Below are 24,221 nucleotides of genomic sequence, written 5' to 3' on the forward strand. Positions count from 1 at the left end.
GGCCGACTGCGCTGCGCTCAGCAATTCGGGCTAAGCTTCACAACCCGCCGCCCGGCGCAGCGGCGACATCGATATGGGGAGGTATTGCGGCATCCATGTCTGCATCGAAGTCTGACTCCTTCGTCCACCTGCACGTCCATTCGGAGTATTCGATGCTGGACGGTGCGGCCCGGATCGATGATCTGATGGCCGGTTGCGAGCAGATGGAGATGCCGGCGATCGCCCTCACCGATCACGGTTTCCTGTTCGGCGCGCACGAGTTCCATGCCGCGGCGACCAAGGCCGGGGTGAAGCCGATCATCGGCCTGGAGACCTATGTGACGCCGAAGACCCATCGCAGCGAACGCAAGCGGGTGCGTTGGGGTGACGGCGGCGGCGACGATGTGTCGGGTGGCGGGGCGTACACCCACATGACGTTGTGGTCGGAGTCCACCGAGGGGATGCACAACCTGTTCCGGCTCGGTACTCGAGCTTCGACCGAGGGCTTCTTCTACAAGCCTCGGACCGACCGCGAGCTGCTCGCCGAATACGCCAAGGGACTGATCGCGAGCACCGGCTGCCCGTCCGGCGAGGTGCAGACCTACCTGCGGCTCGGTAAGTACGACGAGGCGGTCGCGTCGGCGGCCGAGTTCCGCGACATCTTCGGCGCCGGCAACTACTACGTCGAGCTGATGGACCACGGGCTGACCATCGAGAAGCGGGTCCGCGAGGATCTGCTGCGGATCGCCAAGGACCTGAAGCTGCCGCTGGTCGCCACCAACGACCTGCACTACGCCTCGGCCGACGACGCCGAAGCGCATGAGGCTCTGCTGTGTGTCCAGTCCGGGTCGACGATGGCCGACGCGAACCGGTTCAAGCTCGAGGGCGGCGGCTACTACCTGAAGTCGCCGCAGGAGATGCGGGAGCTCTTCTCCGAACTGCCCGAGGCCTGCGACAGCACGCTGGAGATCGCCGAACGGTGTCAGACGGAGTTCGTCTACGGCGAGGGTCGCTACATGCCGCGGTTCCCGGTGCCGGAGGGGCACGACGAGACCAGTTGGTTCCTGCACGAGGTGGAGACCGGACTGGCCGAGCGGTATCCCGACGGCATCACGCCGGAGGTCCGCAAGCAGACCGACTTCGAGACCGAGGTGATCATCGGCAAGGGCTACCCGGGCTACTACCTGGTGGTCGCCGACTTCATCAACTGGGCCAAGAACAACGGTGTCCGGGTCGGCCCGGGGCGTGGTTCGGGTGCCGGCTCGATCTGCGCCTACGCGACCAAGATCACCGACCTGGACCCGTTGCAGCACGGGCTGATCTTCGAGCGGTTCCTCAACCCCGAACGCAAATCGATGCCCGACTTCGACGTCGACTTCGACGACCGGCGTCGTGGCGAGGTGATCAAGTACGTCAGCGAGAAGTACGGCGACGACCGGGTCGCCCAGATCGTCACCTACGGAACGATCAAGGCCAAGCAGTCGGTCAAGGACGCCTCCCGGGTGCTCGGCTATCCGTTCGCGGTCGGGGAGAAGCTGACCAAGGCGATGCCGCCGCCGGTGCAGGGCAAGGACGTCCCGCTGCCCAGCATCTTCGACAAGTCCCACGACCGGTACAACGAGGGCGGCGAGTTCCGGCAGCTGTACGAGACCGATGCCGACACCAAGAAGGTCGTCGACACCGCGATGGGCCTGGAAGGGCTGAAGCGGCAATGGGGTGTGCACGCTGCGGGCGTGATCATGTCCTCCGACCCCCTGATCGACATCATCCCGATGATGAAGCGCGAGCAGGACGGTGCCATCATCACCCAGTTCGACTACCCGACGTGTGAGTCGCTCGGGCTGGTGAAGATGGACTTCCTCGGGTTGCGGAACCTGACCATCCTCGGCGATGCGCTGGACAACGTGAAGTTGAACCGCGGGATCGATGTCGATCTTGATGAGCTGGCCAAGACGCTGGACGACAAGGCGACCTACGACCTGCTCTCGCGCGGCGACACGTTGGGAGTATTCCAGTTCGACTCGTCGGGTTACCGATCCCTGTGTCGGTTGATGAAGCCCACCGAGTTCAATGACATCTCCGCGCTCGGCGCCTTGTATCGGCCGGGACCGATGGGTGCCGACAGCCACACCAACTACGCCAAGCGGAAGAACGGGCAACAGGCTGTCGAGTACCTGCATCCCGAGCTGGCCGAAGCGTTGGCGCCGATCCTGTCCGAGTCGTACGGCTTGATCATCTACCAAGAGCAGGTCATGAAGATCGCCCAGGAGCTGGCCGGCTACACGCTGGGCAAAGCAGATCTGCTCCGCAAGGCGATGGGCAAGAAGAAGAAGGAGGTGTTGGAGGCCGAGTTCCCGCCCTTCCAGGAGGGTATGCGGGCGAACGGTTTCTCCGACGAATCGATCAACGCGCTCTGGGAGGTGCTGGTCCCGTTCTCCAGCTACGCCTTCAACAAGGCGCACTCGGCGGCGTACGGGCTGGTGTCCTATTGGACCGCCTACCTGAAGGCGCATTATCCGGCCGAATACATGGCCGCGGTGCTGGAATCGGTGAAGGACGACAAGGACAAGATCGCGATCTACCTGTCCGAGTGTCGTCGACTGCACATCCAGGTGCTGCCACCGGACGTCAACGAGTCCGAGGCCCGGTTCACCCCGGTCGGCTCCGACATCCGCTTCGGCCTGACCGCGATCCGCAACGTGGGTGGCAACGTCGTCGACGGAATCGTCACCGCCCGTGAAGAACACGGCAAGGCCAAGGACTTCAACTCCTACCTTGATCAGATCCCGTTGATCGCCTGCAGCAAGCGGGTGACGGAGTCGTTGATCAAGGCCGGTGCCTTCGATTCGATCTCACCGAGCCGGCGGGCCCTGATGACGGTCTTCGAGTCGGCGGTGGACGGTGTCATCGACCTGAAACGTAACGAGGCGCACGGTCAGGACGACCTGTTCGGTGATCTTGGTGCCGATGCCTCACCGGTCAGCGTTGCGGTGCCCGAGATCGACGACTGGGACAAGCGCACCAAGCTGGCCTTCGAACGGGAGATGCTCGGCCTCTACGTCAGTGATCATCCGCTGCAAGGACTGGAGCACGTGATCGAGCGGGAACGCGACGTCAGCATCGGTCGGCTGATCGGCGACGACGGTCCGCGGGAGGGTATGGTCACCGTCGCCGGCATGATCACCAACGTGACCCGGAAGACCACCAAGCGGGGCGACATCTGGGCGGTGATCTCGGTCGAGGACCTGGAGGCATCGATCGAGGTGCTGCTGTTCCCGAAGGCCTACGACCTGGTTTCGACCGTGCTGGCCGAGGACACGGTCGTCACGGTGAAAGGCCGGATCCGCGACGACGACGATTCGATCGCCTTGATCGGCCAGGAGCTCACCCTGCCGGACACCAGCGACGGTCCGACCGGGCCGGTGGTGATCTCGCTGCCGGTCACCCGGTGCACGCCGGCGACGGTGGACAAGTTGGCCGAGATCCTGCGCTCCCATCCGGGCATGACCGAGGTCCAGGTCAAACTGAAGGCACCGAGCAAGACCACGGTGATGCGGATCGGCAACGAGTTCCGGGTCACCTCCTCACAGCCCCTGATGGCCGACCTGAAGGCCGAGCTCGGACCGTCCTGCCTGGCCGGGTGACGATGATGACGACCGGGCCGACACCGGAGCAGTCCGACTCGGCGTCGCCGCGGGTGCAGTCGCCGACCGTCGGCCTTCCGGGGCGTCCGGAGATCGCGGTCGGTCGGGCGGCCGGCTGGCTGGCCGGCTATCTGCTGCTGGCGGCTCTGGTCGGCGTCGGAGCCGGGATCCTGTGGGAGAAGATCGTCCGGTTGCCGGGCTATCGGATCAGTTCCAACGGGACCGCGACCACGACCGAACGTGGGCTGACCGAGTTCTTCGGCGGGGATGCCTGGTTCTGCCTGATCGGCTTCCTCGCCGCGGTCGGTCTGGGAATCGTGGCCTGGAAATGGTTCGGCCAGTTGGGATGGCCGGTGGTGTTCGTCGCGGTCCTCGGCGCCGTCAGCGCCGCGTTGATCTGCTGGTGGGTCGGGTATCAGCTCGGGCCGGGCCCGTTCGATCCGCGGCTGGCTGCAGCCCAGCCGGGTGACTTCGTCCCGATCGCGCTCAACCTCCGTTCACCCGTCGCGCTGCTGGTCTGGGCCTTCGGTGCGATCATCCCGGTGCTGTTGCGGGCGTCCCTGGGCCGGGACGAGGAGGAAGAAGCGCTACCGGCCCGCAGCAAGCGCAGCTGAACCGATCATCGAGCGCTCCTGAGCCTGTCGACGGATGGGGGATCGTAAGCTCATGATCATGAGCGGCAAACAGCACCACTATGCAGCCCGGATCCGCTGGACGGGCAATCTCGGCAGCGGTACCTCGGGCTATCGCGACTACTCCCGTGATCATGAGATCACGATGGCGACCAAGCCCGATCAGATGCTGGCCGGATCCGCCGATAAATCCTTCCGTGGTGATCCGGGACGTTTCAATCCTGAGGAGTTGCTGCTGGCCGCGCTGAGCCAGTGCCACCTGCTGTCCTACCTGCACGCTTGTGTGCTGGCCGGCGTCCGGGTGGTCGATTACATCGACGACGCGACCGGCACGATGGTCACCGAGGCCGATGGCAGTGGGCATTTCACCGAGGTGGTCTTGAAACCGCAGGTGGTGATTGCCGACGGCAGCGACCTGCAGGCGGCTGAGGCGGCCCATCAGGTCGCGCACCGGATGTGCTTCATCGCCAACTCGGTGAACTTCCCGGTCAGGCACCAGCCGAGGATCACCGTCGCCGATCCCGCGGTCTGAGTTCGATGATCACTCGGTGAGCCAACGCACCATCCGTGCGATGGTGATCGGCACGGCCGGGTCGTCGGGATTGTTCAGGTAGCCGTGGATGGTGCTCTGCTCGGCGAGCACGCGGACGTCGCCGCCGGTGCCGGCGAGTTCGGCGGCGAACAGTTCCCCGGACGGGCGCAGGGTGTCCAGATCGGCGTTCACGATCAACGTTCGGGGCAACCGAGCGACATCGTGGGACCCGGGGAAGGCGTACGGCTCGTCGCGCGCCGTGCCGGCGTAGTTGGCGGTCAGATCGGGCATTCCGTCGGGGTCGATCTGGTCCTCCTGCGGCACGTCTGCCAGCCGAGCAAGCAGTTCGTCGGCGATCGGCGGGTGGGTGGCGTGCAGTGCCGGATAGCTCAAGATCACCGCCGCCGGTTGCTGCCCGCCGGCGTCCCGTAGCCGCAGAGCCGCAGAGGCAGCGAGATTGCCGCCGGCGCTCGCGCCCCCGATCCCGATCTTGTCCGCGGCACCGCCCAGATCGGTGGCGTGCTCGACCACCCAGTCGAACGCGGCGGCGAGTTGAACTGACGCCACCGGGTAGCCCGCCCGCGGGCGGTCAGCGCCCGATGGTGGGGCCTCCTCGGCAGGCCAACCCGCTGGCCTCGGAGCCAGCGTGTAGTCCACCGAGACGACGGTGATCCCAAAGCCGGCGACCCTGCGGGAGACTCCGTCGGCCTCGGCCATCTCCAGGTCGCCACCGATCCAGGCACCGCCGTGCGCCCAGAGGAAGATCACGCCGGTGGAGTTGGTCTGCGGCCGATAGATCCGCAGCCGGTAGTCATGATCAGCGGCGGACAACCAGACATCCTGATCGATCGATACCTGCTGCGCGGTCCTGCTGTCGGCCACCGGATGCTCCCTTGCTTCGATGATGAATGATCGTGTTGATCATATGATGCGGCGTCATGATCACTGTCCCCGATTCCCTTGCCGCACTGTTGTTGTGCGAGGGCGAGTCGGCCCGAACCTGGATCGACGGTTTTCCGGCGCTAGCCGAGCAGGTCCTCGCCGGGTGGGACTGCCGACCAGACGGCGAGGTCAAGGCCGGCGCCGTGGCGGTCGTGATCCCTGTCCGGTGCCCGCGCGGCCGTGCCGTCGTCAAGATCTCCTTCCCGCATCCGGGCAATGTCGACGAGCACAAGGCGCTTGCTGCGTGGGGCGGCAACGGCGCCGTGCGACTACTGGACAGCGATCCCGACCGGTTTGCGCTGCTGCTGGAACGTGTGAACGACCGGCACCTCGACGTGGCGGCGGACGAGGGCATTGCGATCGGCGGTGAACTCCTGAGCCGGCTGGCGATCCCGGCTCCGCCGGGTGTTACGCGGCTGGCGGACACCACCGCTGACTGGGAGCGACAGGTGCGTGACGACGCCGAACGGGCCGATCACCCACTGCCCGGGCGAATCGTCGACGCCGCCGTCGCGACGATCCGTGATCTTGGTCGGGACAGCACGACGACGATGCTGCACGGCGACCTGCACGGCGGCAACATCCTGCGGTCCGACCGCGGTTGGCTCGCCATCGATCCGAAGGGAATGGCCGGTACGCCGGCGTACGATGCAGTGACGATGTGCGACTATCGCCGACCGGCCTTCGACAGCGGCGTCGATCAGGTCACCGAACTGCATCGGAGGGTCGGCATCTTCAGCGAAGCGGCGGGAGTCGATCTCGAACTCTGCCGTCGATGTGTCCAGGCCCGGGCAGTGACGGCACTGCTGTGGGACCTCGGCCGTGGCGAGGTTCCGAGGTCACCCAACGTCGTGTGGCGCCGCCTGATCGCCGAGGCCCTCGTCGGATGAAACGTCCGTCGGCCGTCATCGCCGGATCGAGAGCCGACAGCGCCGCCATCCGAGCAGTCCGCTCGTCAGATCCCGGCAAGCCAGTCGAGCGTGCGGTCCGCAGTCTCGGAGACGGTGAGCGATGTGGTCTCCAGTCGGAGGTGCGGGTAGCTGGAGAAGAAGATTCGTGCCTGTTCGGAGATGGCGGCTGCGGAGTCGTTGTTGAGTTGGTGCTGATCCATCTGGCGGACGTTGTCGTCGGACCAGACGAGATCGCGCTTGGACGGCTTCGCGGCCAGCCGGCTCTCGCCGCGATTGCGTTCCAGACGCGTCTGCAGGTCCGCGACAAGCTCCAGCACCAGCACCTCGCCGCCTGACTCCACCACCGGAACGATCAACTCTGCCAGATACTCGGCGTCCTGGGGGTCTGCAAGATTCCACACGAACGTGAAGATCAGGTCGATCTGATGCCGAGTGGCTTCCTCGATCACCCGCCGGCGGAACTCCCTGTTCAGCAGGTTGAACGGCGGAGATCCGTAACCGAACACCTCCACGAGGGGTTCGATCGTGTGATGGTTGTGGAACAACCGGAAGGCGGAACGGGCAGCGATCTCGCGCCCGACCGTCATCTTTCCGACCGCCGGCGGTCCCATGATCAGAAGTAGCTTCACCAGTCGGCCACCGAACCGTCGTTCTCGTGGTAAGTCTCTCCACCGAGCTCGGCGTGATACCCGTAGGACTCTCCGGTGAACTCCCTCGTGGCCTCCGCCTCGTCGACGTCCACCCCGAGGCCGGGCGTCTCCCACAAGCGGATATGCCCGTCGACCACTTCCCAATCCTGCTTCAGCAGCCCGTTGCCGAGCGAGGCGTCGACCTGCTCCTGGATCAGGAAGTTCGGGACGACGGCATCGACGAGCATGCACGCACCCAGTGCCAGTGGGCCGATCGCGCAGTGCGGCATGATGTGCTGGTAATACACCTCCGCGTAGTTGGCGATCTTCTTCAATTCGCTCGGTCCGCCGCAGTGCGCCACATCCGGTTGCAGCAGCGCCGCGGACTGGTTTTCGATCACCCGCCGGAAATCCCACCGGTTCAGCAGCCTTTCGCCGGTTGCGATCGGGAACGGGACATGATCGGCGACCAACTTCAACGCATCGGCGTTCTCCTGTGGCACCGGCTCCTCGACGAACATGGGGCGCATGCCCTTGATCTCGTTGCACACTTCGATCGCCAGCGCCGGCGTCATCTTGCCGTGGAAGTCGAAGCACAGCTCCACGTCAGGGCCGACCCACTCACGCATCATGTACGCCGCTTCGACGAACTGGTCGATCCTGGACGGCGGCTCGTGGGCGCGCCAGGACCCGGAGGGGCCGGCCTTGTAGGCCGTGTAACCCTTCTTCTGGAGCATGTCGAGGCGGGTGCGGGCGGTCTCGAGTCCCTGCTCGGACAGATCACGGATGCCCCAGTGCGCGTAGACCCTGATCCTGTCGCGTACGGCGCCACCCATCAGCTGGTAGCTCGGCACCCCGTAGTGCTTGCCTGCGATGTCCCACAACGCTGCGTCGACGGCAGCCAAGGCACTCATGTTGTGGGCGCCGCCTCTGAAGAAGGCCGATCTGTAGATCTGCTGCCAATGATGCTCGATACGCAGGGGATCCTTGCCGATCAGGTACTCGGCATATTCGTCGATCACCGCCGGCACCGACCTCGGCTTGCCTTCCAGCGTGCTTTCCGCCCATCCGCTGATTCCCGCGTCGGTACCGATGCGGATCAGCCGGGTGCGGTGTCTCGGGGCGAACTGCTCGACATGTGTGATCTTCATCCTGCGGCGACCTTCTCTTCTCGTCGGAAGACGGGGCGCCTGGAAAGTGGCGACTCCCGAAGCACCGCTCATCCTACTGACCGGGCGCAGCGGTTCTCGATCGCGTCAACGAAGATCAACGGATAGATGATCGGACGGCGGCGAGCAGGACGGCACCACGGCGCGTCGACGTGGTCAGTCAGGTGGCGTCGGGTGTGGGCGTGCGGGTGTGCCAGATGTGTTGGGCGAAGCTGCCACGTCCGAGGTCGTAGCTGCCGGTCGCGAAGACCTGCGTACACGCTGCCGTCCGGCGCCCGGAACGGCAGGGTTCCGGGCTCGGGTCGTCGGCGTTTCCACAGTCCGTGGGTGATCACGTTGTGTTCGCGGCGGCCGTCAGGGGAGAGTTGTCCTCCCGGGTCTGGGCCGGGACGCCCTCGACGTAGGGGATGTTGTGGTCAAGATCAAGATGCTGTCCGACCGACCCGGAGTAGGGGAACATGCTGCCGGGGTGTTTGAGGAGCAGGCGTTCTCGCATCGCGCGTGGGATTTCGTAGGAATTCACCGGTGTCAGGTCGATCGTGAGGTCGAGGTCGGGTTTGAGGGTGATGTTGCAGTGGCCGAGCCAGTCGGTGACCGGGCTGCTGATCATGGGGCCGATGTCTTCGACTCTGGTGAGGCCGAGTCCGGTGTCGAGGGTTTCTTTGGCGATGTGGACGTAGAGGGTGGCGTTGGGTCGGACCTTCGCGGGGTCGATCTTGCCGTTCGCGCGGATCGCGAGTTCGGCCGGCCGCCGATCTTGGTCAACGCGGGGGAGGCGGCCAGCGGCGCCGTCGTCGTCCAGCGGGTCCGGCGGTGGCTCGTTCCCGGAGTGGTGATCATCGGGTTGCGGTTCACCTGCCGTGTCGTGATCATGCGGCCATGCGGCTGTCCGGTCGGACGCGGGCGACCCGGTCCCGGTGGGCTGGTCGCGGTCGACATCGGCGCGAGGCGACGCGGACGCGTCCGGACCGGCCGCCATCCGGCTATCGGGGTCGCAGTGTGTCGGCTTGGGGAACAGGGAGTCGTCGGGGTCAAGGTCTGGATCGAAGAGGGTGGGTTCGGTGTCTGCGGCGATCATCCGCACCGCATCGAGCGGATTGCCCAACACGACGATGGCGGCGGCCATCCGTTCGTTCTTGGTACCGGTATGGCCGCGGCGGGCCAGGATGTCGGCGATCCGGCGGACCTGGGCATAGAACCGAATCCCAGCTGGTGAGTCGGTCAGGATGTAGATGCCTTTGATGCCGTGTTCGTTGCTCTGATTGATGAAGACGCCGACATCCTTGCCCGCTTCTTCCGCGCGCTTCTTCACGTTGACGGCGTCGACGCGGATGATCGTGGCCTCGAGTTGCGCGAGCAGCTTGTTCCAGGACCAGCGGCCGACCATCGGCGCGATCGACCGATCCACCTCCAACGCCTGCTCCAGCGTGAGGTGCCGGGTTTGACGGGCGATGGTCTGACAGTCCAGAGCGTCGACCTCATTCCTACAGAGCCGCCGCCACAGGCAGGGCAGACGGTGGCGAAGATCGAGCGCGTCGGCGATGATCCGCTCGGCAGAGCCGGTGGACTTGTGCATGCTGGCGGCGAGATCGGTCACGCAGAACCGGGAGAACTCCGGAGTGCCGTCGCCGCCGGGCCGGATCGGCCGGTCGCCGCCGGGGATCGCCAGCTGGTGGGCGGCGATGCTGTCGGCGGGGAAGCGGTCGGCCCAGGTTGCTGCCACGCAGAGCCTGGCGTTGGTGGTGGCGCGGACGAGCCAGTCGATGGCGGTGACGTGGTGCAGGAGTTGGTCGGTGGCCAGGCAGGACGGATCGATGCCCGCCGCCGTTTGGGCTGTGTGCATCAGCCCGCTGCCGTCGATCATGTGGTCAACACTAGACAGGGGGTCTGACAGTTTGCGTCGGTCGGGATCCCAAGCCAGCAACGGTTATCCACAGATGCTGGGCCGAGCTCGTACGGCGGGGTTGCCGGGCCTTCGACAAGCTCAGCACCCTGTTGGCGCGGCCGTTCGTTCTGCCAGGTGTTCGAGGATGTCGACGAGGTCGGGATGCTCGAACGGGCCGACGTGCGGGAGGTCGACGGTGTGCACATCGGTCGGGTTGTCCGGTGTCAGCGCATCGGCTTCGCGGATGAAACGATCTTGGAGGGCCGGTGGGATCAGGCGGTCCAGGTTGAAGCGCACATAGCTGCGAGGGATTCGTCCCCAGGTATCGGCCCGTCCGCGGGCATCGGACAGCGGGATGGACGCCGGCTCGTCGGGTTCGAGCAGCGTGACCAGGCGCCTGGCCTCGGCATCGGTGAAGGTCGCCGCCAGACAATCCTTGATGCCGGCGAACAAGGTCGGATCCGAGGTCAGCCAGTTGATCCGGGCGACTCCCAGTTGACGGGGATCGCCGACCGCGGCGTCGGTGATCTTGCTCAGCAGGCTGTCGGAGTTCTCCTCGGTGCCGAGATAGTCGGTGAGGCTGCGAAGATCGACACAGCAGTAGGCGGCGGTGTAGACGATCCGATCGATCAGCTCGGGCACGGCATTGCCGACCCGGCTCAACGTCACACCGCCCTGGCTGGCTCCGACCAGGATGACCGGCCCCATTGCGGCCGCCCGGCGGACGACCCCGATGGTCCGGGCAACATAGTCGTCGACGGTGATGCCGGCCACCGCCGACGGCTCGGTGGCCAAGGCCTCAAGATCCTGCGGCGAGCGGTAGGCCTTCGGGTAGACCACCTCGGCTCCGTGCCCGGGTAGGTCGATCGCGACGGCGCGATGACCGCGGAGGGTCAGCTCGGTGATCAATCCGGCGCCGAGCAGTGCGGAGGAGTTGGTGCCGTGCACGAAGATGATGGTCGGTCGGCTGGACGAGGTGTCGGTAGCCATGATTCCTTTGCGGGTTGGGTGCGAACGGGATTCGGTGATCAACTGACGGCCGGTCGCCACATCGGCCAGACCGGGGGACCGTCCTCGAGGTGGACCGGCGCGGCCAGATCGGCGAAGCCGTGCCGCAGATAGAGCGTCCGGCTGCCCGGTGAACTGGCTTCGAGATAGACGCCGCGTCGAGCTGTGTCCGCCCGTCTCAGGCCCTCCTTCAGCAGCGCCGTACCGACGCCTGCACCGCGGCATTGTGGGAGCACGCCGATCGCGAACAGGTAGTCGTAGGTCTCGACCGCGGGTCGGGAGCTCGCCAGCGCCGTGCCGAGTGCACGAAGTCGCTGGCCGTTCGCGCCGAATGGTGCCGCGGCCCCGCCGGATGCGGTCTCGTCCGGTGGATCCTCCTCGGCGTGTGGCTGGCACGGCTGCACGGTGATCCAGATGGCTGCCGCCGAGGAGTCGATGGTGCGTCGGGTCGCCCAGGGATGCGCCAGCATCGTCGAGAAGAAGGTCGGCAGATATCGTCGACGGTCCTCGGCGTCAGGGAAGATCCACCTGCTGATCGGATCGTCGTCGAAGGCTTCGGCCAGGATGTCCAGCAGCAACGATTCCCGGACATCGGACGTTGCCGCTGCGTACGGTGTTTCGGTGATCATGAAACGAGACTAGGGAGCGCCGGTTTTCTTCAACAGCGAAAGCAGTGACGCGGCCGAGGAAGTGAGCTAGTCAGGTGACTCGTCCTCTAGTACGGTTGCCGGGACGGCGATCGATGGGAGGCCGATGGCAGACCGATCCGCGCAGCATGACCGATCCCAGGTCGCACCGTATCGGCGCATCGTCGCCGAACTCCGCGGCAGGATCCTCAGTGGAGACCTCAAGCCGGGTGATCGACTGCCGTCGATCCGGCAGATCGCCCAGCGATGGGGAGTTGCGGCCGCGACGGCGACCAGGGTGACGGGAGCCCTCCGGGACGAGGGCCTGGTGCTGACCGCGGTCGGCTCCGGCACGACCGTCGCGCCCGCAGCGGCGGACCAGCCCAAGGCTGCTCCGCGGGGCACCGTGACCCGGGCCGCGATCCTGCAGAACGCCATGATCATTGCCGATCAGGAAGGCCTGCAGGCGGTGTCGATGCGACGCCTGGCCGCGCAGCTGGGGGTCGGACCGATGTCGCTCTACCGGCACCTGAGTGGCAAGGAGGAGCTCGTCGCACAATTGGCCGACGACGTGTTCGGGTCCGAGCCGTTGCCCGCGCACAGTCGGAACGGATGGCGGTCCGACCTGGAACGGATCTGCCGCGTCCAATGGGGCCTCTGCCGCCGGCATCCCTGGTTGCCGAGAGCGATCTCCTTCACCCGTCCGCTGATGACGCCGAACGTGATGGCGCACACCGAATGGACTCTGGCCACCCTTGAAGGTCTCGGCCTGTCGGCTACCGACCAAGTGCGGGAATCGCTGGTGCTGCCGGCACTGGTGCTCGACCTGGCTGCGCAACAGACGGATGATCTTGACGCCGAGTTGGAGACCGGGCTGACCCGCGACCATTGGCGGACTGCCAACCGGGAACAGATCTCAGCACTGCTCGGCGGCGGTCGGTTTCCGTTCCTGGCAAGGATCTCCGACGGGCTCGCGGCTGACCTCGACGGTTTGTTCGAGTACGCGCTGGCCCGGCACCTCGATGGATTGGCCGTGTTGATCGGCGATGAGCCAGGCTGAGCTCGGCACTGAGTTTCAGCGTCAGTCGGAGGTGCGCCGGGCGACCTTGCGGGCGAGGGCGGCGAGCAGGACGACGGTGAGGATGATCAGTATCGGCCCGGTGGTGACGGCGAGCACCAGGCGCAAGGTGCCGCCGGGATGGACCAGCACTGTCAACACGACGTACGCCGTGTGCGCGACCAGTGCGCCACCGACCAACCAGATCCGATGCAGATCCGACATCGACGGCACCCAGCGAGCGATCATGATCCCGGTTCCGATCGCCACTGCGGCGGCGAATGCCATCGGCAGCCAGACGATGCCACCGGTGCCCCACGCGGGTCCGGTCGGTGGACTCTCCATCGGCATCAGCAGGCTGAGGAAGACCAGTGTCGCCAGGCCGGCGACCAGACCGGTGACCGGGGCGGGCGGCACTCGGGTGGGCAGCCGACCGGCGAACGGCGACCAGTCGGCGCCGATCCGCTGCGGAATGATCTTCAGAGCGAGGTAGCACAGCGCAGCCATCACGATCAGCAGACCGAACAGGAACGGGAGCGGGGCGAAGTAGCCGGGGTCGGTGGTTGTGGTGAATCCGATCTTGAGCAGCACGACCCCGACGGCGGTGGTGATCGCGATGCCGATCATGCCTCGTCGCCGCAGATAGCTGGTGGTCCGCAATTCGGGAAAGATCAGATTGGTGAGGACGATCGGAATCAGCACGCTGAAGACGGTGTGGTAGCCGGCCTGGGACTCCCAGTAGGTGGTATTGAAGCCGAGCACCCGAGGACCCCACGCAGCGGCGTTGTACAGGTGCGGGCTGGTCAACGCCTGCAGGCCGAGGCCGTCCTCGGCCAGTTCGTACACCAGGCCCAACACGATCAAGGTCGGCCAACCGCCGCCGACCCGGACCGTCGCCTCCCGGACCAACAGCACGCCAGCACCGTAGAGCGGGATCAACAAGGGAAACGCGAGCCACATGATCGGCATTCCGACGGCAGAGAACATCAGCTCCGCGCTGATCGGGGCGAGCAGCAGCAGAGCCCATGCGGCACGACCGGTCCGCGGTCGGGTCGGGCGCGTCGTTGGCGGTCCACCGATGGTGTTCATGGTGCAGACGCTACGGGGCGGCGAGGCCGGGATGCGATGATCATCGGCCGTGCTCGGTCGATGTGCACTAGACCGCCTGGCCGGTGCCCTAGTGTGGTCGACGATCGGCCGATGTCGGATCACTCGCGCCGAACGTCGTCGGGTGATTTGTCCGGCCGCCAGCCTCGCCAGACGGGGTGGCGGAGCCGGTGATCGTCGGTCCATTCGCCGTAACTGACCTCACCGACCAATATCGGCTCGACCCAGTGTGCATCGCGGGCGTCGATCGCCGGTACGTCGTCCAGCGGGCAGTCCTGCCGTGCCATCTCGGCGAACTGACCGGTGATCCGCTCGAGTTCGGCGTCGGCAAATCCGGAGCCGACCCGCCCGACGTAGCGGAGCCGGCCGCCCTCGGGGACTCCGATCAACAACGACCCGACGGTGTCGGCGCGTCGGCCGTTCCCGGTCCGCCAGCCGCCGATCACCACCTCCTGGGTGTGGAAGTACTTGATCTTGAGCCAGGTACGTCCTCGGCTGCCGGCTTGATAGGTGGAGTTCCGTCGCTTGGCGACGACGCCCTCCATTCCCAGCGCCTGAGCGGCAGTGGTTGCCGATTCGAGATCTCCGTCGAAACTGGGTGGTAGCTGGATCCGTCCGCCGGTGATCAACTTCTCCAACTCGGCCCGGCGCTGTTCGTAGCTGCGCTTGATCAGGGACTTCCCGTTCAGTCGCATCACATCGAAGATCACCAACTGCACCGGTGTCGTCCGGCGGGCGGCCCGGACGTCGGCGGGATTGCTGAGGTTGATCCGGTTCTGCAGCCGGCCGAAGCTCGGTCGGCCCTGATCGTCCAGCGCCACGATCTCTCCGTCCAACACGGCGTCCTGGACGTCGAGCTGCCGGAGTGCGTCGACGATCTCGGGATAGCTGGTCGAGGTGTCCAGGCCGCGCCGGCTGAGGATCTTGGCCTGACCGCCGGCGATATAGCAGACCGCCCGGACGCCGTCCCACTTCATCTCGAAGGCCCAGTCCTCGGGATTGCTGAACTCCGCCGACGTTGCCGTGGTGGCGAGCATCGGTTTGATCTCGGGTGGGAAGTCGGGTCGGGGTCCTTCGACAGGCTCAGGACCCTCGGAGGGTTGGGCTTCGGCGGCAGTGCCGGCGCCATCGTGATCGGACTGCCAGACCAGGTCGGTGTCGCGTTCGGCCCGCTCGTGCAGGGCCCTCAGCTCGGCCTCGGTCGCCGGCTTCGGCTCGGTGGGGCTGCCGGACATCAGATGCATCAGCCAGTGGTTCTCCGGCTGTCCACCGCGGCCGCCGGTGTGGATCAGTGCGACCTTGCAGCCGGTGCCGACCCCACCGTCCTTGGTGCCGTTCAAGATCGCGATCACCTCCCGACCGTCCCGCCACTTCTCCAACTCAAACGTGCCGTGATCGAAGATGAACACCTCACCACCGCCGTACTGGGCGTGCGGGATAATGCCCTCGAAGCTGCCGTACTCGATCGGATGATCTTCGGTCTGGACCGCGAGGTGATTCGTGCGAGTGGTGGTCGGTACGCCCTTCGGCACCGCCCAGCTGACCAACACGCCGTCGTGTTCGAGGCGGAAGTCGTAATGCAGCCGGCGGGCGTGATGCTCCTGGATCACGAAGGTCGGCGCGCCGTCCCGCGGTGTCGGCGCGGCGGCGGGCACCGGTTCAGGAGTGCGGTCCGGATCCCGCATGCTGCGGTACTTCGTCAGTCGGTCCGGGGCGGCCGAGGAGGCTCCTTGCGGCGCCAACGGAGCCAGGAGATCGCCGAGATCGGCTGCCCGGGCGAGCATCTCCTCATAATCCAGATGCGCCAGGTCCTCGTCCAGTTCGTCCCAGGTCCGCGGCGCGGCGACGGTCGGCCTGCTCCTGCCCCGCAACGAGTACGGCGAGATCGTCGTCTTGTTGCCGTTGTTCTGACTCCAGTCGATGAAGACCTTGCCCTTGCGCTGGGCCTTGGCCATCTCCGAGACGACCAGGTCGGGGTGCAGTTGCTGCAACGACCGGGCCAGTTCCTTGGCGATCATGGATGCGTCGGCTGAGGTGTGGCTGCCGTCCAGCTGGGCGTACAGGTGGATGCCCTTGCTGCCACTGGTGACCGGGAAGAGCTCCAGCCCGATCGCGGCCATCGCCTCCCGGGCCCAGTGCGCGACCTGGGCGCATTCGGGCAGTCCGACCCCCGGCCCGGGATCAAGATCGAGAACGAGCCGGTCCGGATTCTGCGGGGTGCCGTCGTCGGCGAATCGCCATTGCGGGACGTGGATCTCCAGCGACGCCAACTGCGCCAACCAGGCCAGGGTGCTGAGGTCCTCGACCACCGGATAGTCGTTGGTGCGATCGTGATGACTGATCGGGAATCGGCGGACCCACTCCGGCGTGGACCGGGGATCGAGGTTCTTCTGGAAGAACACCTGCCCGGGCTCGGCGTCGGTCCCGACTCCGTGCACCCAACGTTTGCGGGTCACCGGACGACCCCGCAGATGCGGGACCATCAGGGGCGCGATCTCGGTGTAGTAGGCGATCACGTCGCCCTTGGTGGTCCCGGTCTGCGGGTAGAGGACCTTGTCCAGGTTGCTGATCTTCAGCAGCCGACCGTCGACCGAGACGGTCTGGGACTGTTCGGCCTCGGCTGCCATGGGTTGATCTTACGGTCCTTCGCCAGGCTCAGGACCCGGGGTGGTTGGCTCAGGAGCCGTAGATCGCGTCGGCGTATTCGGGGTGATCGATGAACGGGTTGCGGTTGTGCTGCCAGTTGTCGTAGATCACGTCGTTGCGGGTCTGTTCGAAGCTGCTCGGCGGGTCGAGTTCGTTCCACTGCAGCAGCACCGAGATCCGGCCGATGTTGGGGGCGGAACCGTTGTCGACCTGATCATTGACCTCGAGATCGGGATAGGAGTCGTCGCCGGCGTAGCGGACATCCATGTAGAGGATCATCCGGGCGACATCGCCCTTCCACTCGTCCGACGGCTCGTAGGAGTCTTCGTCGGTGAAGTTGTCCGGTGCACCGTCGACCGCCGAGCCGCCGTCGTCGAAGTCCTTGTTGCTGCGCACCGAATTGACACCGACGTCGGCCGGCCGCAGATGGTGCACATCGGTGCCCGGTCCGGTGGCGGTGCCGAAGTCGCCGTGCGACTTGGCCCAGACGTGCTCCCGGTTCCAGTCGCCTTGATCGCCACCGTGCTCGGACTTCGGGATCGACGTTCCGGAATAGATCTCGATCACGTTGTTGCTGTTGGCCGGGTCCTGATCGGTTTCCTGCAGTGCATCCCAGACCTCGTCGTAGGAGATCTGGGTGTGGTCGTCGATGATGTCGTGCAGCGCTGACTTCAGTGCGGTGCCGGTCAGCCCGTCGGCCGGATCGTAGTAGCCGGCCGGGATGTCGGCGGCGGCCCGGCTCGGTGCCTGCAGGCCGATCAGCGCCAGGGCGAGCGCGAACAATGCCGCGATCATCCGGGTACGCGGTCTGGTCGGGGTCGTCATCTGTGGTCTCCTGACAGTCGTCGTGATCACTGGCCCGGTCAGCCGACGACCGAGCGCTCCGACGCGATCGACCCCAAACCCGCCGGAGCCACAGAAGTTAGCGGGAAATGCGGACGATGTGAAGAGAATGTGGGTGAACGACCGGTGATCAACCGGCGATCTTAGCGAGTTTCGCGTCGGTGACGGCGATCAGATCCGCGGCTGCGAGCTCGACCTGGAGGCCCCGTCGCCCGGCACTGACGTACATCGTCGCGAAGTCCTGCGCACTGGTGTCGACCACGGTCGTCAACCGGGTCCGCTGCCCGATCGGGGAGATGCCGCCGACGACGTAGCCGCTGCTCCGCGCGGCCTGCTGGGGGTCGGCCATCGTCGCCTTCTTCGCGCCGAACGCCTGCGCCAGTGCCTTCAGGTCCAGCCGGCCGGCGACCGGTACCACGGCGACGACCAGGCGCCCGGCGACGTCGGCGACCAGGGTCTTGAAGATCCGCCGCGGATCGACCCCCAGCTGTTCGGCGGCCTCGGCGCCGAACGACTCCGCGTCGGCATGATGATCGTAGGGGTGCAGCGTGAAGCCGATCCCGGCCCTGGTCAGGGCGACGGTTGCCGGCGTACCTCCGGCGTCCGGCTGCTTCTTCCTGCTCACCGGGACAGCTCGCCGCCGGATCGGACCCAGCGAGCCAGACCGCCGTCGATCCGGTGCGCATCCCGCCCGGCGGCCAGCAGCCGGCGGACGGCCCGTGCGGAGGCGAAGCAGTACGGGCCCTCGCAGTAGGCGACCACGTCGGCGTCCTCGGGCAACTCGTCGATGTGCGAGCGGAGATCCTCCAACGGCATCGAGATCGCGCCGGGCAGGTGTCCGCGTGCGTATTCCTCGGCGGGGCGGACGTCGACAACGATCGTGTCACCGGACGCGATCCGGGTCCGGAACTCCTCGACGCTCAGCCGTTCCATGCCACCGGGCAACTCGCGCATCCGGCCGAGCTCGACCTGGAGATCAGCGAGCGTCTGTTCGGCGAAGGTCTCGAACTGGTCGACGAAGGTCGACACTGCCGGTGACGCGAGCCGGTAGTAGATCCGTACGCCGTCCCGGCGGGTGCTGACCAGCTGTGCCGCGCGCAACTGCTGCAGCTGGGCCGAGGTGTTCTTCATCGGGATCCGGGCGGCGTCGGCGATCTCCTCGACGGTGTGTTCGCCCTGCTCCAACAGATCGAGGATCCGGATCCGTCCCGGATTGGACAGCGCCTTGCCCAGACGGCTCAGCTGCTCATAGACCGCGTCGTCGACATAGCCGGTCTCGCCATCGGCAGCGGACGGTTGTTGATCATCCGACGATGTCCGATCGGAGGTCCGACTCGAGGTCATCACTGCTCCCTTCGGTGATCAACTTCTTGGCGTTCGACCGTTCGGCGCCGATCGCCAGCACAGTCACGGCGACACCGACCAGGCACAGTGCAGCGTAGCCGCCGGACAGCAGTCGGGCCGAGCCCAGCACGCCGGGACCACCGATCTGCACCAGCAAGCCGGCCAGTGCCGAGCCGAACGCGTTGCTGATCAACTGTGTGGTGTTCACACCGGCCGAGGCCTTGCTGGCCTCGGCCGGGTCCGGCGTGATCCGCATCGCCGCCGGAACCCAGTGGGCGAAGGCCATCCCGATCCCGCTGCCGGCGACGAACAGCACGGCAAACCAGGCGACCACTCGCCCCGGACCGGGATCGGCGACCTGCAGCAGTCCGTAGATCGCCAGGCCGGCCCCGAGCAAGGCCGGTCCTGCGATCCGCTGCAGCCGGGCGCCGCGGACGCCGGTGATGCCGCTGGACAGGATCTGCGAGACGCTCCATCCCCAGGACAGGGAGGCGCCCAGCAAGCCGGCGAGCAGCGGCGAGAGTCCGCCGATCTGTTGGCCGAACAACGGCAGGAAGGTCTCCACTGTCGAACCGACCGCCAGCAGGGCGACGGCCAGGTAGATCCAGGTCAGTGCCGATCCGCGCCGGTAGGTGATCGCGGGCAGCACCGTGGTGGCGGCGCGACGCTCGCGCAGGATGAAGCCGACCACGAAGAGCCCGGCGGCGATGATCAGCGCGATCGACAAGCCACGGCCGGAGACGACGGAGGCGACGCTGACCGCCGCGGCACCCAGGCTGAGCAGCGCCAGCGCGAGCACCGGCACCCGATCTGAGGCGGCTGTGCCGGACGATCCGCCGTCCGGGGCGCGGCGCGGTAGCGAGCGCCCGACCACGACCGCGACGCCGCCGGCGCTCGCGGCGAGCAGGACGAACGCCAGCCGCCATAGACCGAATTCGGCGAACAGACCCCCGATGATCGGCCCGACGACGTTGCCGAACCCCCACATCGCCGACATCAGGCCGAGCGCGCGTTGCCACAGATGGTCGGGCAGTGCCTGTCGGACGACCGCGAAGCCGAGCCCGGCAAGCAGGCCGCCGCCGAGCCCCTGCAACACCCGGCCGCCGAGCAACACCGGCATCGTCGGTGCGATCGCCCCGACCACACTGCCGGCACCGAACAGCGCCAGTCCGATCCAGTATGCCTGGCGCGGCCCGCGGCGAGTGACGGTGCGGCTGACCAGCATCGAGGTGAACACCGAGGCGACCAAGAATGCCGTCATGGCCCAGGCGTACAGGCTGCGGCCGCCGATCTCGCCGACGGCGCTGGGCAGCAGGCTGGTGGTCAGATAGACGTTCACGGCGTAGAGCGCGACGCCGCCGCTCAACACCAGGGTGACCGACCGATGCTCGCGGCCCAACAACTCTTGCCAGGACCCCTTCGGCGGGGCGGCGTCTGCCTTAGATCTCATAATCCAAAGATTAATAGAATAGATTGAGTCTGGTCAACCGTCCGGCCGTCGATCTGCTGCGACTCCGTGCCGGACGCTCTCGTAGACTCGCCGACGTGCTACGACGTATCGACCTTCGCGCCGCGACCTCCCGGGAGACAGGGCCCGCCCGGAGTCACGGCGCGGCTGCCCTGCTGGACAACCTGCAGGACGTACTGCCGCGCGCCGAGTTCGATGTCGATGCCGCCGTCGAGGCGGTGCGACCGATCTGCGAGGACATCGCCCGGCACGGCGAACAGGCGCTGACCACGTACGCCGAGCGCTTCGACCATGTGGTGCCGGCGTCGTTCCGGGTGCCGGTCGAGGCGCTCAGTACGGCACTCGCCGAGCTCGATCCTGAGCTCCGGCGTGCCTTCGAGGTCTCCATCGAGCGGCGTCGCGCGGTGAGTCTGGCCGAGTTGGGGGACGGGCAGGTCGACGTCGAGGTGGCGCCCGGAGCGCGGGTCAGCCAACGGATGATTCCGGTGGACCGGGTCGGCCTGTACGTCCCCGGCGGAGTCGCGCCACTGGCTTCGACGGTGATCATGAATGTGGTGCCGGCCCAGATCGCCGGCGTCGGTTCGCTGGCCTTGGCGTCGACCCCGCAACAGGCGTTCGGCGGGCTGCCGCACCCGAGCATCCTCGCCCTCTGTGCGCTGCTCGGCGTCGACGAGGTGTACGCCGTGGGTGGCTCCCAGGCGGTGCCGATGTTCGCCTACGGCGTTCCCGGCCTGTGTCCCAAGGTGGACATGATCACCGGGCCCGGCAACATCTACACCGTCGCAGCCAAACGGCTGGTCAAGGGCCTGGTCGGCATCGACTCCGAGGCCGGACCGACCGAGATCGCGATCCTCGCCGACGACACCGCAGTGCCCGCCTTCGTCGCCGCCGACCTGATCTCCCAGTCCGAACACGATCCGGCGGCCGCATCGGTGTTGATCACCGACTCCGAGCCGTTGATCGCCGCGGTCGAGGACGAGTTGAAGAAGCAGGTGGCGACGGCACGGCACGCCGAGCGGATCGAGACCTCGCTGACCGGGCAGCAGTCCGGAGTCGTCCTGGTCGACGATCTCGAGGCAGGGATCGCAGTCGCTGACGCCTACGCCGCCGAGCACCTGGAGATCCAGACCCGGGACGCAGCAGCGGTGTCGAGGAAGATCAACAACGCCGGAGCGATCTTCCTCGGATCCTGGTCGCCGGTGTCGCTGGGGGACTACTCCGCCGGCAGCACCCACGTGCTACCCACCGCAGGATGTGCCTGCCACTCCTCGGGGCTCAACGTGAAGAGCTACCTGAAGGCCGTCCACGTGATCGACTACGACCAGCAGGCGCTGGCCGAGATCGCGGACCACGTGGTGACCTTCGCCGAGGCCGAGGACCTGCCGTCACACGGTCGGGCGATCTCGATCAGACAGGACGGCGACCAATGACCGGCACCGCCGAGCCGTCCTTGTCCGAGCTGCCGCTGCGACCGGAGCTGAAGGGCGAGGAACCGTACGGCGCCCCACAGCTCGACGTCCCGGTGCTGCTCAACGTCAACGAGAACCCGTACCCGCCGAGTCGCGAGGTGATCGAGGACCTGAGCCGCGCGGTCGGCGAGGCGGTGGCGACGATGAACCGCTATCCCGAACGGGACGCGCTCGCGCTACGAGCCGATCTGGCCGACTATCTCGGGCACGGTTTGACCGCCGACAACATCTGGGCTGCCAACGGCAGCAACGAGGTGATGACCCACGTGCTGGGGGCGTTCGGCGGACCAGGGCGCAGTGCGCTGACCTTCGTCCCGTCGTACTCGATGTATCCCGAGTACGCGCGGAACACCCACACGGCATGGCTGACCGTGCCGCGGCGGGCGGACTTCACCCTTGATCTTGATCTTGCTCTGCGGTCGATCGCGGAGCTCCGTCCCGACGTGATCTTGATCGCCAGCCCGAACAACCCGACCGGGACCGCGACCGACCTTGATCAACTACGCAGCCTTTGCGCGGCCGCACCGGGGGTGATCGTGATCGACGAGGCCTACGCCGAGTTCGCCCGGCCGGGGACTCGCAGCGCGTTGGATCTGCTGCCCAGCTTCGGAAATCTCGCCGTCAGCCGGACGATGAGCAAGGCGTTCGCCTTCGCCGGCGGCCGGCTCGGATACCTCGCTGCCGCACCGGCCTTCATCGACGCACTGCGGATCGTCCGGTTGCCCTACCACCTGTCGGTGGTCAGTCAGGCAGCGGCCCGCGCCGCACTCGCGCACGCACCGGAACTGCTGCAGCAGGTGGACGCGCTGCGCCGGGAGCGGGACGCGCTGCAGGACTGGCTGCTCGCAACCGGGCTGCAGGTCGCCGCGTCCGACGCCAACTTCGTCCTGTTCGGCAGGTTCGCCGATCGACACCGGGTCTGGCAGCAGCTGCTGGATCGCGGCGTGCTGATCCGCGAGACCGGCCCCACCGGTTGGCTGCGGGTCTCGGTCGGTACGCCGGAGGAGACGGCCGCCTTCAGAACCGCCCTCACCGACATCCTGCCCGACAACGAAAGGCTGACCGATGACTGACACCGGTCCCGAGCAGGGCCGGACCGCGTCCCTGGAACGCAGCACCTCCGAATCCAGCGTCTCGGTCCGGATCGACCTCGACGGCAGTGGCGACTCGGTGATCAACACCGGCGTCGGCTTCTACGACCACATGCTGACCGCGCTGGCCCGGCACGGTCTGTTCGACCTCGAGATCGAGACCAAGGGCGATGTCTGGATCGATGCACATCACAGCGTCGAGGACACCGCGATCACCCTGGGGCAGGCGATCCGGACCGCGCTCGGCGACAAGCGGGGGATCCGCCGCTTCGGCGATGCGATGGTGCCGCTGGACGAGGCGCTCGCGCAGGCCGTTGTCGACGTCTCCGGTCGGCCGTACTGCGTGCACAGCGGCGAACCCGCCGGCCAGGAACAGGTGATCATCGGCGGCGGGAATGCCGGAGTTCCCTACGTCGGCAGCCTGACCCGGCACGTGATGGAGAGCTTGGCGTTCCATGCCGGGATCTGCCTGCACCTGCGCGTGTTGGCCGGAAGGGATCCGCACCACATCGTCGAAGCGCAGTTCAAGGCCGTCGCGCGGGCGCTGCGCGATGCGGTCGCACTCGACCCCCGAGTCAGCGGCGTGCCGAGCACCAAGGGCACGCTGTGACGACGTCGGTCGTGATCTTGGACTACGGTCTGGGCAACATCCGGTCGGCGCAACGGGCGGTGGCCCGGACCGGCGCCGACGTGACCATCAGTGTTGATCATGATGCTGCGGTCGCCGCGGACGGACTGGTGGTCCCGGGGGTGGGTGCGTTCGCCGCCTGCATGGACGGACTGTTGCAGGTCGGCGGCGACAAGATCATCGCCGCACGGGTGGCGGCCGGCAGGCCGGTGCTCGGCATCTGCGTCGGCGCGCAGATCCTTTTCACCGAGGGCGTCGAGCACGGACACCGGGTAGCCGGATGCGCCCGCTGGCCCGGGACGGTGGAGGAGTTGCACGCCGTCCGGCTGCCGCACATGGGCTGGAACACCGTCGACGCGCCCGCCGGCAGCACCCTGTTTGCCGGACTCGGGACGGAGCGTTTCTACTTCGTCCACTCCTACGGCATCAGGGAGCAGGCAGCGCCGGCGTTGGACGGTGCGACCGTCACCTGGGCCGAGCACGGCGGTGATCGTTTTGTCGCCGGCATCGAGCAGGGCGTGTTGAGCGCCACCCAGTTCCATCCGGAGAAGTCCGGGACTGCGGGCGCCCGACTGCTGGCCAACTGGGTCGACACCCTCTGAGGGGCAGCC

At 66.8% G+C, this 24,221-nt stretch carries 21 protein-coding genes; 9 read left to right on the forward strand and 12 right to left on the reverse strand.

Features of this window, described 5'->3' with window-relative positions; translation table 11 throughout:
• The first annotated feature begins 95 nt into the window (after positions 1-95).
• From dnaE to BLU38_RS28245, 3 genes are read left to right on the forward strand one after another with little or no spacing between them, the layout of a single operon-like run.
• Complete coding sequence (dnaE, locus tag BLU38_RS28235) at positions 96-3,623, forward strand: DNA polymerase III subunit alpha (protein WP_091530165.1); 3,528 nt, start codon at positions 96-98, stop codon at positions 3,621-3,623.
• Positions 3,620-4,237: a hypothetical protein gene (locus BLU38_RS28240; RefSeq protein ID WP_157683782.1), complete on the forward strand. Its 618-nt coding sequence runs from the start codon at positions 3,620-3,622 to the stop codon at positions 4,235-4,237. The genes dnaE and BLU38_RS28240 overlap by 4 nt, the downstream gene beginning before the upstream one ends.
• 58 nt (positions 4,238-4,295) lie before the next feature.
• On the forward strand, positions 4,296-4,787 hold the full coding sequence (locus tag BLU38_RS28245; RefSeq protein WP_091533306.1) for an OsmC family protein: 492 nt from the start codon (positions 4,296-4,298) through the stop codon (positions 4,785-4,787).
• Positions 4,788-4,796: 9 nt separating this feature from the next.
• Here BLU38_RS28245 and BLU38_RS28250 read toward each other — a convergent pair whose 3' ends face one another.
• On the reverse strand, positions 4,797-5,669 hold the full coding sequence (locus BLU38_RS28250) for an alpha/beta hydrolase (RefSeq protein ID WP_091530170.1): 873 nt from the start codon (positions 5,667-5,669) through the stop codon (positions 4,797-4,799).
• A 56-nt stretch (positions 5,670-5,725) separates the two neighbouring features.
• Here BLU38_RS28250 and BLU38_RS28255 point away from each other — a divergent pair, with 56 nt between their 5' ends.
• Positions 5,726-6,619 (forward strand): aminoglycoside phosphotransferase family protein, encoded by an 894-nt coding sequence (locus BLU38_RS28255; RefSeq protein ID WP_091530173.1) that lies wholly within the window; start codon positions 5,726-5,728, stop codon positions 6,617-6,619.
• Between the two features lie 65 nt (positions 6,620-6,684).
• Here BLU38_RS28255 and BLU38_RS28260 read toward each other — a convergent pair whose 3' ends face one another.
• From BLU38_RS28260 to BLU38_RS28280, 5 genes are all read right to left on the reverse strand, one after another.
• On the reverse strand, positions 6,685-7,269 hold the full coding sequence (locus tag BLU38_RS28260) for a DEAD/DEAH box helicase family protein (RefSeq protein WP_091530176.1): 585 nt from the start codon (positions 7,267-7,269) through the stop codon (positions 6,685-6,687).
• Positions 7,266-8,492: a galactonate dehydratase gene (gene dgoD, locus BLU38_RS28265; protein ID WP_091530179.1), complete on the reverse strand. Its 1,227-nt coding sequence runs from the start codon at positions 8,490-8,492 to the stop codon at positions 7,266-7,268. Before dgoD ends, BLU38_RS28260 begins: the two co-directional genes overlap by 4 nt.
• A gap of 277 nt (positions 8,493-8,769) precedes the next feature.
• Complete coding sequence (locus BLU38_RS28270) at positions 8,770-10,362, reverse strand: hypothetical protein (protein ID WP_157683784.1); 1,593 nt, start codon at positions 10,360-10,362, stop codon at positions 8,770-8,772.
• A gap of 60 nt (positions 10,363-10,422) precedes the next feature.
• A complete protein-coding gene (locus tag BLU38_RS28275) occupies positions 10,423-11,313 on the reverse strand; it encodes an alpha/beta fold hydrolase (RefSeq protein WP_091533308.1) in 891 nt (296 codons plus the stop codon).
• A 38-nt stretch (positions 11,314-11,351) separates the two neighbouring features.
• Positions 11,352-11,960 carry a GNAT family N-acetyltransferase gene (locus BLU38_RS28280; RefSeq protein ID WP_091530186.1) on the reverse strand — a complete coding sequence of 203 codons (609 nt, stop codon included), beginning with the start codon at positions 11,958-11,960 and terminating at the stop codon, positions 11,352-11,354.
• A 124-nt stretch (positions 11,961-12,084) separates the two neighbouring features.
• Here BLU38_RS28280 and BLU38_RS28285 point away from each other — a divergent pair, with 124 nt between their 5' ends.
• Positions 12,085-13,017 carry a GntR family transcriptional regulator gene (locus BLU38_RS28285; protein WP_091530193.1) on the forward strand — a complete coding sequence of 311 codons (933 nt, stop codon included), beginning with the start codon at positions 12,085-12,087 and terminating at the stop codon, positions 13,015-13,017.
• 21 nt (positions 13,018-13,038) lie between these two features.
• On the opposite strand, the gene BLU38_RS28290 is transcribed toward BLU38_RS28285, so the two are convergent.
• The 6 genes from BLU38_RS28290 to BLU38_RS28315 form a co-directional block, all read right to left on the reverse strand.
• Positions 13,039-14,103 carry a hypothetical protein gene (locus tag BLU38_RS28290; protein WP_091530196.1) on the reverse strand — a complete coding sequence of 355 codons (1,065 nt, stop codon included), beginning with the start codon at positions 14,101-14,103 and terminating at the stop codon, positions 13,039-13,041.
• Positions 14,104-14,222: 119 nt separating this feature from the next.
• Positions 14,223-16,748 (reverse strand): ATP-dependent DNA ligase, encoded by a 2,526-nt coding sequence (locus BLU38_RS28295; protein WP_091530199.1) that lies wholly within the window; start codon positions 16,746-16,748, stop codon positions 14,223-14,225.
• 49 nt (positions 16,749-16,797) lie between these two features.
• Positions 16,798-17,592, reverse strand: coding sequence for an endonuclease I family protein (locus BLU38_RS28300; RefSeq protein ID WP_197679905.1), 795 nt, complete (start codon positions 17,590-17,592; stop codon positions 16,798-16,800).
• Between the two features lie 148 nt (positions 17,593-17,740).
• Complete coding sequence (gene ybaK / locus BLU38_RS28305; protein WP_091530200.1) at positions 17,741-18,235, reverse strand: Cys-tRNA(Pro) deacylase; 495 nt, start codon at positions 18,233-18,235, stop codon at positions 17,741-17,743.
• Positions 18,232-18,954, reverse strand: coding sequence for an ArsR/SmtB family transcription factor (locus BLU38_RS28310; protein WP_091530203.1), 723 nt, complete (start codon positions 18,952-18,954; stop codon positions 18,232-18,234). Before BLU38_RS28310 ends, ybaK begins: the two co-directional genes overlap by 4 nt.
• Complete coding sequence (locus BLU38_RS28315; protein ID WP_091530206.1) at positions 18,914-20,404, reverse strand: MFS transporter; 1,491 nt, start codon at positions 20,402-20,404, stop codon at positions 18,914-18,916. The genes BLU38_RS28310 and BLU38_RS28315 overlap by 41 nt, the downstream gene beginning before the upstream one ends.
• Before the next feature lie 170 nt (positions 20,405-20,574).
• Between BLU38_RS28315 and hisD the strand changes: the two genes are divergently transcribed.
• From hisD to hisH, 4 genes are read left to right on the forward strand one after another with little or no spacing between them, the layout of a single operon-like run.
• On the forward strand, positions 20,575-21,852 hold the full coding sequence (gene hisD, locus BLU38_RS28320; RefSeq protein ID WP_231920446.1) for a histidinol dehydrogenase: 1,278 nt from the start codon (positions 20,575-20,577) through the stop codon (positions 21,850-21,852).
• Positions 21,849-22,964 carry a histidinol-phosphate transaminase gene (locus BLU38_RS28325; RefSeq protein ID WP_091530211.1) on the forward strand — a complete coding sequence of 372 codons (1,116 nt, stop codon included), beginning with the start codon at positions 21,849-21,851 and terminating at the stop codon, positions 22,962-22,964. The genes hisD and BLU38_RS28325 overlap by 4 nt, the downstream gene beginning before the upstream one ends.
• The gene (gene hisB / locus BLU38_RS28330; protein ID WP_091530215.1) at positions 22,957-23,592 is read left to right on the forward strand and encodes an imidazoleglycerol-phosphate dehydratase HisB; all 636 of its coding nucleotides are present in this window, start codon (positions 22,957-22,959) and stop codon (positions 23,590-23,592) included. Before BLU38_RS28325 ends, hisB begins: the two co-directional genes overlap by 8 nt.
• A complete protein-coding gene (hisH, locus tag BLU38_RS28335; protein ID WP_091530218.1) occupies positions 23,589-24,212 on the forward strand; it encodes an imidazole glycerol phosphate synthase subunit HisH in 624 nt (207 codons plus the stop codon). The genes hisB and hisH overlap by 4 nt, the downstream gene beginning before the upstream one ends.
• Positions 24,213-24,221: the final 9 nt, after the last annotated feature.

The sequence above is a fragment of the Microlunatus soli genome (assembly GCF_900105385.1).
Lineage (GTDB): Bacteria > Actinomycetota > Actinomycetes > Propionibacteriales > Propionibacteriaceae > Microlunatus > Microlunatus soli.

What these genes read in the sequence shown, in the direction of transcription:
- BLU38_RS28315 (WP_091530206.1), bottom strand. Translation starts at nt 20,404, where the DNA reads ATGAGATCTAAGGCAGACGCCGCCCCGCCGAAGGGGTCCTGGCAAGAG.
- BLU38_RS28290 (WP_091530196.1), bottom strand. Translation starts at nt 14,103, where the DNA reads ATGAACACCATCGGTGGACCGCCAACGACGCGCCCGACCCGACCGCGG.
- BLU38_RS28275 (WP_091533308.1), bottom strand. Translation starts at nt 11,313, where the DNA reads ATGGCTACCGACACCTCGTCCAGCCGACCGACCATCATCTTCGTGCAC.
- BLU38_RS28280 (WP_091530186.1), bottom strand. Translation starts at nt 11,960, where the DNA reads ATGATCACCGAAACACCGTACGCAGCGGCAACGTCCGATGTCCGGGAA.
- BLU38_RS28255 (WP_091530173.1), top strand. Translation starts at nt 5,726, where the DNA reads ATGATCACTGTCCCCGATTCCCTTGCCGCACTGTTGTTGTGCGAGGGC.
- dgoD (WP_091530179.1), bottom strand. Translation starts at nt 8,492, where the DNA reads ATGAGCGGTGCTTCGGGAGTCGCCACTTTCCAGGCGCCCCGTCTTCCG.
- dnaE (WP_091530165.1), top strand. Translation starts at nt 96, where the DNA reads ATGTCTGCATCGAAGTCTGACTCCTTCGTCCACCTGCACGTCCATTCG.
- BLU38_RS28245 (WP_091533306.1), top strand. Translation starts at nt 4,296, where the DNA reads ATGAGCGGCAAACAGCACCACTATGCAGCCCGGATCCGCTGGACGGGC.
- BLU38_RS28300 (WP_197679905.1), bottom strand. Translation starts at nt 17,592, where the DNA reads ATGACGACCCCGACCAGACCGCGTACCCGGATGATCGCGGCATTGTTC.
- BLU38_RS28310 (WP_091530203.1), bottom strand. Translation starts at nt 18,954, where the DNA reads ATGACCTCGAGTCGGACCTCCGATCGGACATCGTCGGATGATCAACAA.
- BLU38_RS28295 (WP_091530199.1), bottom strand. Translation starts at nt 16,748, where the DNA reads ATGGCAGCCGAGGCCGAACAGTCCCAGACCGTCTCGGTCGACGGTCGG.
- BLU38_RS28285 (WP_091530193.1), top strand. Translation starts at nt 12,085, where the DNA reads ATGGCAGACCGATCCGCGCAGCATGACCGATCCCAGGTCGCACCGTAT.
- BLU38_RS28325 (WP_091530211.1), top strand. Translation starts at nt 21,849, where the DNA reads ATGACCGGCACCGCCGAGCCGTCCTTGTCCGAGCTGCCGCTGCGACCG.
- hisB (WP_091530215.1), top strand. Translation starts at nt 22,957, where the DNA reads ATGACTGACACCGGTCCCGAGCAGGGCCGGACCGCGTCCCTGGAACGC.